This is a genomic window from Aquimarina atlantica, from assembly GCF_000626715.1.
Taxonomy (GTDB): domain Bacteria; phylum Bacteroidota; class Bacteroidia; order Flavobacteriales; family Flavobacteriaceae; genus Aquimarina; species Aquimarina atlantica.
The window spans coordinates 300,043-312,717 of sequence record NZ_AQRA01000004.1 but is presented as its reverse complement, the minus strand read 5'-3'; the positions used below and the strand labels follow the sequence as shown (position 1 = coordinate 312,717).

Below are 12,675 nucleotides of genomic sequence, written 5' to 3'. Positions count from 1 at the left end.
GATAGATAATATGTTCCTATCTTTTATAAATTATACTAACTTTATCTAATGAAAAAAGAAAAAAAAGTATTTAGAAAAGGCTTTGCATTCAAAATCTTTGAGGCACCAGAACAATCTATGTTTGATAAGCTTTTTGATATTTTTCAGGAAGTTATTACCCATACTTCAGGAGACCTTGATGAGGCTTTAGATTGGATGAAAGAATTAGATAAAGAATATCAGCTTACTGATGAAAATTACACGCTGGATGATTTTGTAGAAGATTTAAAAAAGAAAGGATACATTCGAGAAGAGATACAACCAGATGGTAAGGGAGGGATGTCTATCACAGCCAAAACCGAGCAGGCAATTCGTAAAAGGGCTCTGGATCAAATTTTTGGAAAGCTAAAACGTAGCGGAGCAGGTAACCACAGAACAAGTTACATTGGTAAAGGAGATGAACACTCTGGGGAGTTTCGTAAGTATCAATATGGAGATTCATTAGAACAAATATCAATAACAGAAAGTCTTAAAAATGCACAAATTAACCATGGTATTGGTGATTTAAATCTTACCGAAGACGACCTTGTAGTCGAAGAAACCCAGTTTAAAGCACAAATGAGTACAGTGCTAATGATCGATATTAGTCACAGTATGATTTTGTATGGTGAAGATCGTATAACTCCTGCCAAAAAAGTTGCAATGGCACTGGCAGAACTTATTATTACTAAATACCCAAAAGATACATTAGATATATTGGTTTTTGGTAATGACGCTTGGCCAATTGCGATCAAAGACTTACCCTACTTACAGGTAGGACCATATCATACGAATACCGTAGCAGGTTTGCAGCTGGCTATGGATATGTTGCGAAGAAAGCGTAATACAAATAAGCAGATTTTTATGATTACAGATGGTAAACCTAGTTGTTTAAGAATGCCAGATGGACAATACTATAAAAATAGTAATGGGTTAGACAGGTATATCATAAGTAAATGTTATATGATGGCTCAACAAGCCAGGAAATTACATATCCCTATAACTACCTTTATGATTGCACAAGATCCTTATTTAATGCAGTTTGTAAGAGAGTTTACGTATGCAAATCAAGGAAAAGCATTTTATACGGGTCTTAATGGTTTAGGTGAAATGATTTTTGAAGACTACGAAACGAATAGAAAAAAAAGGATACGAGGATAAGCTCGTTTTGAATATAGCAGTAATTGTAAGTACGAAAAAGAAAAGATGAAAATTTTAGATATAAAGACATTAGGCGAATTAAAAAAATCTGGATATAAAAGTATATCGATAAAAGATGAATTAAGAAATAATCTAAGAACAAAGATTAGTAATAACGAAGATACTTTTACCGGTATTCATGGTTATGAAAATACAGTGATTCCCGAATTAGAAAGAGCAATTCTTTCTAGGCATAATATTAATTTATTAGGATTACGGGGTCAGGCAAAAACCCGTTTAGCAAGACAAATGATTAATCTTTTAGACGAATGGGTTCCTGTTGTAGAAGGATCAGAAATTAGTGATGATCCATTTCATCCTATTTCTAGGTATGCCACTAACTTGATAGAAGAAAAAGGTGATGATACCCCCATTAGTTGGTTACATAGATCAGAGCGGTTTGCAGAAAAATTAGCAACTCCAGATGTTACTGTAGCAGATATCATAGGAGATGTAGATCCAATTAAAGCTGCAAATCTAAAATTAAGCTATGCAGATGATCGTGTGATACATTTTGGGATGATCCCCAGAGCAAACCGAAGTATTTTTGTTATTAATGAATTGCCAGATTTACAAGCTCGTATACAAGTAGCATTATTTAATATTTTACAAGAAGGGGATATCCAGATTAGAGGGTTTAAACTTCGATTACCATTGGATATACAATTTGTGTTTACAGCAAATCCAGAAGACTATACAAATCGAGGAAGCATTGTAACCCCTTTGAAAGATAGAATAGGCTCACAGATTCTTACTCACTATCCCAAAACTGTAGAAATAGCAAAAACGATTACCCAGCAAGAAGCTAAATTAGATTCGAGACAGTCTGATTTGGTTTATGTACCAGAGATTGCAAAGGATTTGTTAGAACAGATTAGTTTTCAGGCTAGAGAAAGTGAGTTTATTGATCATAAAAGCGGTATAAGTGCCAGAATGAGTATTACTGCTTATGAAAACTTGTTAAGTATGGCAGAATACAGAGCATTACGATCTGGTGATGATCAAACGGTACTGCGATTAAGTGATTTTACAGGGGTTATTCCTGCTATTACCGGTAAAGTAGAACTGGTATATGAAGGAGAGCAGGAGGGAGCTGCCTCTGTAGCAAATTCCTTAATTGCTGATGCGATTAAGACTTTATTTCCCGAGTACTTTCCGAAAATCGAAAAACTAGAAAAAGAGGGGTATGAAAGCCCGTATCAAAACCTGATAAATTGGTTTTTCGAAGAGAGTGGATTCGAATTACTAGATGATATATCAGATAAAGAATATAAAGAGAAACTAGATGCTATTACACCTCTCAAAAATCTGATTAACGAATATCATCCCGAAATGAGTGCAGAAGAAAGTTATTTTATGATGGAATTCTTATTGTGGGGATTGGTAGAATTTAAAAAACTAAGTAAACATAGATTATCAGAAGGATTTCATTTTAATGATCTTTACGGGAGTTATATAAGTGGATTATAGTTTAAAATTATTTCAAAAAATGAAATCAGATAAATAATAATATATAAAAAATAGCATTCTAAAAAGAATGCTATTTTTTTTAAAGGAATTCTGTTTTATGAGTAGAAATAGCCTGATAATGTGTTGTTTTATACCATTTAGATATTTTTTTTTATATCATTCTTACCTATTTATATCTTGTTAAGTATTCATAAATAATATATAAATGTTTATACTTTTAAAACTTAACATCATGAGACACAAACTCAAATTTTTACTCACCACGTTTTTGCTGGTTAACTTTTTTGTTTATTCACAAACGTTTATCAGAAATTATAGTGGAGAAACAACAGAACACCAATTAAAAATGGATTTTTCACCACAGTCATGGGGAGATGTATACCTTGTTATTGAAGTGAAAAACACTGGTCAAAATGATATCAGTGTTAAAAATTCTAAAATTCAATTTCTATCAGATGCAGTACCTGGTTTGGTAAACTTTGTTCCTAACGGAAGTATATCTTATCCAAAAACTGTAAGTATGAAGTCTTCTCCAAATGGAGACCAATATCGTAATACTATTGACATAGAACTTTCAGACGAATCTTGGGTAGATTATAAATTATCTTCTAACGAAAGCTTTAAAGCCAAGATTAATCTAAAAACAGTAACATTGTCTTACGAGAGTTTGGCAGATGCTGTTCGATTCTATCCAGAAAATGGAGATCCTTCATTATTTGTAAACGTAACTACTACGGTAACGGGTAATGATTCTAATGTTGTTGAGGTTACTTATAAAAATAATGAATTTGATACTCAAGTAACCAAAACCATTACTACTACGAATACTAGTTTATTGAGAATTAATAAACAATATCAAATATGGGCAAATGATTTTATTTCGGGTAATACCGTTTATAAAAGTAAGTATTCTAAGACATCACCGTTATCTTTTTTGCCGTCAGATACCAATAATGCAATTTCTGTACCGTATACTAAATCGACTATAAAAACAGAAAATCTAATTGTTAATGTAAATGGACTTCCTAATGGAGTTTCTACAACAATTGATTTAAAAAATAAAGACATAAATGATGTTACTAAAAACGAAAAAATTGTAGAAGGTAGTAATACGATAACTAAGTTTATGGAAGGAAGTTACTCTGTAACTATCTCTTCTTATACCGATACAATTAAAGATATTATATATGTACCAAGATATGATAATAATATAACTATATCGATTGGTAAACCTAACCAATTAAATGTTTCCTTCGTAAATTATCCCATAAAAGAATTTACAGTAAAAGGCTTTCCTAAATATCTGTCACATGGTACCATAACTAGCGCCGCTTCTGACATTGATGAAGGTTTAAAAAAATCTCCTTTAAGTGCTTTGTTTAAGTACTCTGGTATTGATGGTGCTGGAGATAGAGGTAAAATTCCTGATATGACAGCTACCATAAATACAATTAAGCAAGCACGACGGTTAGAAGCTAATCAAGAAGGGAAAATACTTCCTGTAATGGTTCATTATACTGCTAATGCTAGTGGAGGCGGATCAGGAGAAGCTATAAAAGATATGACCGAAAATCAAAATTTATATTTTCATTATAGAAATTTGATTCAAGAGATTAAAGTAATGCTAAGTTATGAAGATGCAGATCACCCTAATCCTGGAGCTTTTGTAATAAGTCCAGATCTAATAGGAGCGATTCAACAAGATGTAGTTTTCGGAAACGACCATAATATAAGAACAATAAAGATTAATGTAAATCAAGACATTAAAAAAGCTTTTAAAGATGAAAATTTGAGTATCGATAACCTTCCTTCTTTTTCAGATAATTTAAAAGGTTATTTTCAATCCATAAACTTTTTGATTCATCATGTGGGAGAATGTAAAATCCCATTTGGATACCAACAAAATGTTTGGTCTGCAGGGTCTGCTCGTTGGGTATATAAAAATGCAAATGAATATAATGACCCCGTAAGTGAAGCTATAGAAGTAGCAGATTTTATGAATGATTTAGAACTATACACAGGAGATTGGAAACCAGATTTTATAGCTTTTGATAGATATGAAAGAGATTGCTTTGGGCCTGTTTCTATAGATAGTTATGCATGGGCAGCAAAACATTGGAACAAATATTTGATCTTTTGCAAAGAAATAGCAGAACGAATAGGAAATGCTCCTATAATGCTATGGCAAATCCCTGGAGGACATATGCCAACTGCAGATGAGAATATTATCAATTTTGATATTGCTAATCATTCTTCGGCTTCGGCTCCATTTTTTTTGGGAGATCAAAGGATAGGAACAGATCTTAATAAGATACATCCGGATTTAAAAAAGATAGTGTTAACACAACCACATTATGCAGCCAAAAATATTGGAGAACATTTGAGTAATGATAATGGATATGATTGGAGCACATCTAACATGCAAAAATTGGCAGATATGAATGTCTTTACAATTTTATGGGGTGGAGGATCTACCACTGGGATAGCTCCTATTGGTACGAATGGAGATGATGACCAATGGTTAGCTTCTAAAATAACAGACTATTATAAGAAACCAGTATATAAAACTATTTCGATTGCACCTTATCAGGAGGCAGCATATTGTCAAAATACCACCGTATCGTCTTCTACTCAAAATAACATGGAGAAAACATTGAATGTGAAAATATTCCCTAATCCTGCCAAAGATCAATTACAAATAGAAAACCATGTTTTGGATAAGGATTTTGTTATAACTATTTATAATATATATGGTGAAAAAATAGTAGACTATAAAAATCAAAAATTACTAGATGTATCTAATTTATCTAAAGGAGCATATATTATTAAATTACAATATATGGATTCTTTAGAAAGTAATATTACTAAAATATTTTACAAAAGATAGGGCTTTAATTTAGTTTACGTCTCACCACCAAACGACAAAAAAACGTTTATAAGAATCTTCATTACTTTTCATCCAAAGTAATGGAGATTTTTTTTGCGATAATGCTAGCTGAACCTGCTCTTTTATAACAGTAAAAGAAAACCAGGTATCACCATATTTTGGATCGGTAACCCAATCTTTTTTCTTCGGAATATTAAAAAGAGAACTACCATATTGCTCTGAAGTAAAATCTTTTAATGATATCCAAAAACCTATAATAGATTGATTATTTACAATTGGAAATAATTCTTTTTTCATAGATAGAGGAACAAAAAGATTTGCCATATAGCATACACATTGATGAATGCTTTTTGGATCTATATGCAAGTTCTCAAGAATAGATAAGGTTTCTTCTCTGTAGAGTAATGGCAATTGCTTGGTTTTCAGTTTTTCTATTTTTTGAAGTAAAGTATCTTTGCGATTAGGACCAATCCATTGCTGAAGCTCACCTTCAAGTAATGGGTCATACAGATAAAATTTATATACAACTTCAATATGTAGAGTCTTATTGCCGCTATGATCCTGTACTAGAAAATCTAATTCTCCGATGGTAATTTTATCCTGGTATACCTGAATATTCTTTGCTATAATCTCATACCGATCAGTATTGGTAATGCAGTATTCAAAAAAAAACTCTATACGCTTACCTAATACTTCATTATCCCGAATATTAATTTCTGTTACATCTGGTAAAACATCGTTTTCTAATACTTTTTCAATATCAAAAGGAAATAATCCCAAAAGAGTTTTGTTAGTCCATAAGGGTTTACTATTTAAAAACCCTAAATATTCAGTTTTGATTGACATTTAGGTTTTAGGTGAATTTTGATTTTGAAAAAACTGAAAAGTATTTGTTAATGATAGGTTTTAGTATTTTTCTATCTACGGGTTTAGAAACAAAATCATCGCATCCTGCATCTAATGCTTTTTGAATATCTTCTTCTGTAGAGTATGCTGTTTGTGCTACAATAGGTAATCCGGGTCTCATTTTCTTTATTTTTCTTGTAGCTGTATAACCATCCATTACGGGCATTCTTATATCCATGAGAATTAAATCGATATGTTCGTTTTTTTTGCAAATCTCTACCGCTTGCTTTCCATTTTCTGCACGATGAATTACAAATTTATATCCTTTCATCTTAAGTAATATCGTTTTAAGAAATAAAAAATTTACATCCCCGTCTTCTACAATTAAAATAACTTGTTTTATAGGAATATCAGGAGCCTCTTCTTTATCCGAAGAAATATCAGATACGACAGGATTAACAATGGGGTTGTATGGTACTGTTAATGTAAATATTGAACCTTTATTTACCATTGACACAAAAGTAACATTGCCTCCGATTAACTTGGCATTTTTCTGGGCAATTGATAAACCTAATCCAAGACCATCATAGCTTTTTGTAACTTCTTTTTCAGATTGTGAGAAGTTTCTAAATATTAGTTCCTGATCTTCTGGTTTAATACCTATTCCCGTATCTATAATCGTAATCACCAAAGAACTATTTTCAATTTCACAAGAAATCTCTATCATACCTTTGGTTGTAAATTTAATTGCATTATCAATAAGGTTTTGCAGAATCTTATGGATTTTTAACTTATCCATAAGTATGATCCCCTGATCATCGGTTAATTTATTATTGAGGTATATTGCAATATTTTTGCTAATCGCTTTACTCTGAAAATCGGAAAATAACTTTTGTAACGTATCGTTAATATTTATTTCTTCAAAACGAACTTCGACCTGATTTGTCTCTAATTTTGAAATTTCGATGATATCATCGATAATGTTTATTAATTGATTGCTGCTTTTTATAATAATTTTTGAATATTCTTTTTGTTGATCCGATGTAATTTGTGGATCATTAAGTAATTCAGAAAAACCAATAATACCGTTCATAGGTGTACGTACTTCATGCGAAATATTATGAATGAATGCAGTTTTTAATTTATTACTCTCTTCGGCTCGTTCTTTAGCAATTTTTAATTCTTTTGTTTTTTGTTTGATTAAATATTTAAGATATCGGTTAAGAAGAAGAATAACAACTAACGATAACAGAATAATCCCGGTAAGTGTAATCCAGAAACTTGCTTTTTTATAAAAAGGAACGACAGCATTATATAGCCAATTGTCAAAAATAATTTCCTTTTCGTGATCAGTAATATTATTGGTAGTCTTAGCAATAATATTACTAAGCATAACATTACTTTTTTGAACAGCAAGGCTTGGAGCATATGTATATTGAGTTTCTGAAACAATTTTAAGGTTATCTAGATTTTCGGTTTTTATAAGATAATTAGCTACTGCCTTTGGCCCAATATAGGCATGATATTTTCCGGAACTAACTTTTTTTAAACAACTTAAATCATCTATTTCTGTAGAAATGTTGAGATCTTTTTCATATTCTTTTAGAATTTCATATATCGCATAATCTTTAGGAACTGTAATTATTTTGTCGTTATAATCTGTTAGATGTGTACCATAATCAACACCTTTTTGAGTTACAATAGTATGACTAGACTCAAAGAGTTGTGAGTAGAAATTAAAGTAAGCATCTCTTTTATTGGTTTGTTGGATTTCTAAAACAATTTCAACTTTATTATTTTTTGCATCATTTAGAAGTTGTTCCCAATTTGTATACAGTTTTCGCTGAAATTTGCGATCTATTTTCTTTTCGATAAGCGAGAGGTAATCGATTAAGATACCATCTATTTCTTCATTTTCATTAATGAATTGATATGGGGCATAATATGGAAAAAGCCCGACAGAAATACTATCATTGTTTTGTAGCCAATCTTTTTCTTTGTCACTTAGGACTGTAGATTTAGAACAAGAAAAAAATCCTATCCATATACTAAAGGAACAGAAAATATATAGTAATTTTTTTGCCATAGCTTTTTACTAGTTATCCCTTACTTTTTTTGCTCCTTATTAATAAAGATACTATTTAATAGTAACACTTTCAAGAAACACTAAGCTTATTTGTAGAACAAAGTGAATTAATATAGATTCGAAAATCATAAATTTTTATACTCTAAGGCATTGTATTTCTTTTAGAAAGAATATACAGATAAATATTTATGAATAACTTTTTTTAAAATTTCGGGATCAACAGGTTTTGCTATAAAATCATCGCATCCAGCAGCAAAAACGTTAAGTATATCTTCTTTGTTAGCATAGGCTGTTTGTGCAATCACAGGAAGCTCTGGGTGTAATTTTTTTATCAGTTTTGTAGCATCATACCCATCCATTTCGGGCATTTTCATATCCATAAAGACCAGGTTAATAGCATTGTTTTCTTTACAAAATGTTACCGCTTCTTTTCCATTTTTGGCACGATGAATAGTAAAGTGATAATTTTCTATTTTTAGTAAAATTGTTTTAAGAACCAAAAAATTAACGTCACCATCTTCTGCAATAAGGATAGTATGTTGTCTGGTTTTTGTGTCTTTGGATAATGTAGGTGATATTGTATTAAGAGGATTAGCAATAGTAATAGGATGATAGGGTAACTCGACTCGAAATGTGGATCCTTTGTCAGGAATAGAGGAAAAAGATAACTCACCCTTCATTAGGTTAGTATACTCTTTGGCTATTGTAAGTCCCAGTCCTAATCCTCCATATTTTCTTGAAATTTGATTTTCTGATTGAGAAAAACTTTTAAATATAAGCTGTTGATTCTTAGGATCAATTCCAATTCCAGAGTCCCGTACATTAATGACTAAAAAATCTGATTGTAACATAACAGAAATAAGTACTGCTCCTCTTTGAGTATATTTAACTGCATTTTTAACTAGACTAGTTATAATTTTAATAAGCTTAGATTTGTCAATACGCACATAACGTTGATCCTCTAGCAGATTATTATTAAGTATAAGCGAGATCCCTTTTTTCTTTGCTATTATTTCGAAAGTTGAAAAAACAATATCAAAAACTTCGTATAGATCGGTTTCTTCTTGAGTAAGAATGACCTGTTTAGTTTGTAGTTTCGAAATTTCGAGTACGTTATCCATACTAGCAATTAATTGTTTACTGCTGTTAACTATAATTTCGGTGTATTTTGCTTTTTGGTTATCTGTTGTGCTAGATTCTTTAAGAAGTCTCGAAAACCCAATAATACCATTCATGGGTGTTCGGATTTCATGAGATATATTATGAATAAATGCTGTTTTTAATTGATTATCCTTTTCGGCATTATCTTTTGCTATTCTAAGCGCTTTAGTTCTGTGTTTTACGGTGTAACCCAAATAAAAGTTGATCCCTAAAACAATAAGTAAACCCAGTAATATAAAAAAGACAAAAGGAATCAAAAAATTTGGGTTTTTATAAAATGGTTTTGTTTTAATGTAAAGCCAGTTTTCTATAATATTTTGTTTTTCGCTATCAGAAATACTGTTAGTTGTCTTTTGAATGATTTTATTTAAAATGGCATTGTCTTTAGCTACAGCAATACTGGGGATGTAAGAATATTTAGTTTCGGCTATGATTTTAAGATTGTCGAAGTTTTTAGATTTTATTAAAAAATTAGCGACAGTTTTTGGACCAAAATATGCATCGTGTTTTCCTGTTTGCACCTTTTGTAATGCCATACTTTCATTGAGATAGGTTTTGAGTTTAATTTCTGGGTGCTTTTTTCTTAAATATTCTTCAGAAGAATATCCGAGAGGAACCGTTATGGTTTTAGTGTTAAAATCTTTTAAAGTGAGTCCATCGGGAGTATCTTTTGAGGCTACAAGAACAAACGGAGTGTTAAAGAATTCGGTATAAAAATTTAGATATTGACTGCGATCCCAGGTTTGTTGAGCTTCCAGAATCATATCAATCTTTTTACTTTTGGCATCTTTTACCAGTTGAGACCAATTAGAATAATACCTTCTTTTAAACTTGTGATCTATTTTATCTTCAATCAGGTTAAAATATTCAATAAAAATACCTTCAATAGTAGTATTGTTATTTATAAATTGATAGGGAGGATAATACGGAAATAAAGCTATTGTAATAGAATCATTTTGTTTTAACCAATCCGCTTCAGCGTTCGTTATTATTTTTTCTTTCGAACAAGAAAAAAACAAAACTGAACACAGACAAAACAGGAAGGGTAAAAGAAATGTTTTTCGATTACACATTTAAATCAAATCTTCTAAGGTGATGATAATGATGTTGTTAACATATGTTAGAATTAAAGATAAGCATTATTTACCCAACTATTAAGATTAGGATATGTTACTTTTTTATTTCTGTACCATCAGGGTATAAAGCAAACCTACCTTTAGAAGGGGAATGCACATGATCATAACTATCCCAGGGCCAACCTCCAAATTCTGTTTGTTGATATTCTTGTATAGCTTCCCTGATTTCTATCTGGCTGTTCATAACAAATGGCCCATGCTTTACTACAGGTTCATTGATCGGCTTACCTTGTAATAGTAATATATGCGCTTCGGTATTACCATTTTTTAGTGTAAATTCCTGATCCGCGTTTAGAATAATTTCATGCTGTACAGGAATAGTATACCCTTCACTGGTAACTTCGGTTCCTTTAAAGAAATATAATGATCGGTTTATACCTGTAGAGGCTATAGGAAAACTAAATGTTGCGTTCGCATCCATTTTGATAGTCCATATCGCTACTTCATTATTTGGATCTGCTGCCCAGGAATCAGGGGCAGAAGAGGGAGCTGTTATATCATCTAATTTTCCGGCAATTAAAGTAATTTCGGTACTATGTCCAAACTTATCCTGCTTCTTTATTTTAGGAACTTCTTCACTCCATAACATTTTAAAATGTGGTTCCACCATTTTCTTATTCCTGGGAAGGTTAAGCCAAATCTGAAACAACAAAAATGGATTTTCTTTTTCGGTATGTAACAAAGGGAACATTTCAGAATGCTGAACACCTTTGCCCGCTGTCATCCATTGTACATCACCGTTACCAAAACGTCCTGCAGCCCCAAGTGAATCAGAGTGATCCACCAATCCTTTCTGGACAATTGTAACGGTTTCAAAACCACGATGCGGATGTGCCGGAAAACCAGGAATTTTGGTTCCATGATACATTCGCCATCCATCTTTAAGCGTAAAATCCTGACCAATATTACGTCCTTCTAAGGACGCATCGGGACCTAACCCTCCGTTTCCTTTTGGATATTGATCTTCATGATATGCACAGAATAAAAATGGGTCACTGGTTTCCCAGGGAAAGCCTAACGGTTTGATTTTAATAATTGCAGCCATAATTTAATATTTTGATCCTTTATTTATATTAATAGATGATTTGGTAATAAATGTTCTAATATCATCAGTCGCTTTAATCAGATCTTCATTACGAAGATACATCCTGTGACCACTATCATACCCTTTAAAACTTAGACGCTTTTTAAGTTTTCCATCTGCGTTGAGTTGCCAAATCACATAATTAATATTGGAATAAGTTCTGGCACCATAATTTTTTTGACTAGTAATTCTTTACTTTAAAGATACTGTTTAATAGTAATTTTTTTTGATTTTTTTGTTTCACTGAAAACAGGGTAGTAGTTGAAGTCTATACTAGATATGTTTGATCTAAATAATTGATATTATAAGTAGATGCAAATCTAATGACAACAATGATCTTTAGAATACTATCTATGTTATAAAATTTACTTAGAAGATTACCTGAAATAGAAGAAAAACATTTTTCAACTATACCATAAATGGATTTATCTATAAACTTAACTGAAGATACTTTGAGACAAAACTTATAGTTCGAGTTACAAAAATTAGAGTGAAAACCAATATTCGATTTATTAATTATTAAATATTTTATACAATGAAAAACATTTTAAACTTAGCAGGAGTTCGAAAATTAAGTAAAAATCAACAGTTACATATTAAAGGTTCGGGGCCATCGTTACCACCAACTATTAAATGTTGCTCAAGTGGAGATGGTTGTACTATGGATAATAATCAAAGTTTATGTATCCCCGGCCGTTGTGATAGACGAGGAGGGTGTATTCTATTCTAAATAGTATAAAACAAATAGAGGGTGTATGAAAAACCATATACCCTCTTTTTTGTTTCG

At 31.4% G+C, this 12,675-nt stretch carries 9 protein-coding genes; 4 read left to right on the top strand and 5 right to left on the bottom strand.

Translation table 11 applies throughout. The features are described 5' to 3' along the window. Positions 1-48: 48 nt before the first annotated feature. The 3 genes from ATO12_RS10335 (at position 49) to ATO12_RS10325 (ending at position 5,575) form a co-directional block, all read left to right on the top strand. Positions 49-1,179 (top strand): vWA domain-containing protein, encoded by a 1,131-nt coding sequence (locus tag ATO12_RS10335; RefSeq protein WP_034241659.1) that lies wholly within the window; start codon positions 49-51, stop codon positions 1,177-1,179. Positions 1,180-1,224: 45 nt separating this feature from the next. Then, positions 1,225-2,688, top strand: coding sequence for a sigma 54-interacting transcriptional regulator (locus ATO12_RS10330; RefSeq protein ID WP_034241657.1), 1,464 nt, complete (start codon positions 1,225-1,227; stop codon positions 2,686-2,688). A 232-nt stretch (positions 2,689-2,920) separates the two neighbouring features. Then, complete coding sequence (locus ATO12_RS10325; RefSeq protein WP_034241655.1) at positions 2,921-5,575, top strand: T9SS type A sorting domain-containing protein; 2,655 nt, start codon at positions 2,921-2,923, stop codon at positions 5,573-5,575. Between the two features lie 21 nt (positions 5,576-5,596). Here ATO12_RS10325 and ATO12_RS10320 read toward each other — a convergent pair whose 3' ends face one another. The 5 genes from ATO12_RS10320 to ATO12_RS25670 form a co-directional block, all read right to left on the bottom strand. Then, positions 5,597-6,421: a DUF1853 family protein gene (locus tag ATO12_RS10320; RefSeq protein WP_051575734.1), complete on the bottom strand. Its 825-nt coding sequence runs from the start codon at positions 6,419-6,421 to the stop codon at positions 5,597-5,599. A 7-nt stretch (positions 6,422-6,428) separates the two neighbouring features. Beyond that, positions 6,429-8,507: a response regulator gene (locus tag ATO12_RS24785; protein ID WP_051575733.1), complete on the bottom strand. Its 2,079-nt coding sequence runs from the start codon at positions 8,505-8,507 to the stop codon at positions 6,429-6,431. Between the two features lie 161 nt (positions 8,508-8,668). After that, on the bottom strand, positions 8,669-10,687 hold the full coding sequence (locus tag ATO12_RS10310; protein ID WP_051575732.1) for a response regulator: 2,019 nt from the start codon (positions 10,685-10,687) through the stop codon (positions 8,669-8,671). 151 nt (positions 10,688-10,838) lie between these two features. Further along, entirely contained in the window at positions 10,839-11,849 is a 1,011-nt protein-coding gene (locus ATO12_RS10305; RefSeq protein ID WP_034241653.1) for a pirin family protein, read from the bottom strand. Between the two features lie 3 nt (positions 11,850-11,852). After that, a complete protein-coding gene (locus tag ATO12_RS25670) occupies positions 11,853-12,026 on the bottom strand; it encodes a hypothetical protein (RefSeq protein ID WP_205625235.1) in 174 nt (57 codons plus the stop codon). Positions 12,027-12,423: 397 nt separating this feature from the next. Here ATO12_RS25670 and ATO12_RS25800 point away from each other — a divergent pair, with 397 nt between their 5' ends. Continuing rightward, the gene (locus ATO12_RS25800; RefSeq protein WP_131248807.1) at positions 12,424-12,618 is read left to right on the top strand and encodes a hypothetical protein; all 195 of its coding nucleotides are present in this window, start codon (positions 12,424-12,426) and stop codon (positions 12,616-12,618) included. The last annotated feature ends 57 nt before the right edge of the window (positions 12,619-12,675 follow it).

Bases quoted from the DNA above. Each gene is read 5' to 3' on its own strand.
- ATO12_RS10335 (WP_034241659.1), top strand. From the start codon at position 49: ATGAAAAAAGAAAAAAAAGTATTTAGAAAAGGCTTTGCATTCAAAATC.
- ATO12_RS10330 (WP_034241657.1), top strand. From the start codon at position 1,225: ATGAAAATTTTAGATATAAAGACATTAGGCGAATTAAAAAAATCTGGA.
- ATO12_RS10325 (WP_034241655.1), top strand. From the start codon at position 2,921: ATGAGACACAAACTCAAATTTTTACTCACCACGTTTTTGCTGGTTAAC.
- ATO12_RS10320 (WP_051575734.1), bottom strand. From the start codon at position 6,421: ATGTCAATCAAAACTGAATATTTAGGGTTTTTAAATAGTAAACCCTTA.
- ATO12_RS24785 (WP_051575733.1), bottom strand. From the start codon at position 8,507: ATGGCAAAAAAATTACTATATATTTTCTGTTCCTTTAGTATATGGATA.
- ATO12_RS10305 (WP_034241653.1), bottom strand. From the start codon at position 11,849: ATGGCTGCAATTATTAAAATCAAACCGTTAGGCTTTCCCTGGGAAACC.
- ATO12_RS25800 (WP_131248807.1), top strand. From the start codon at position 12,424: ATGAAAAACATTTTAAACTTAGCAGGAGTTCGAAAATTAAGTAAAAAT.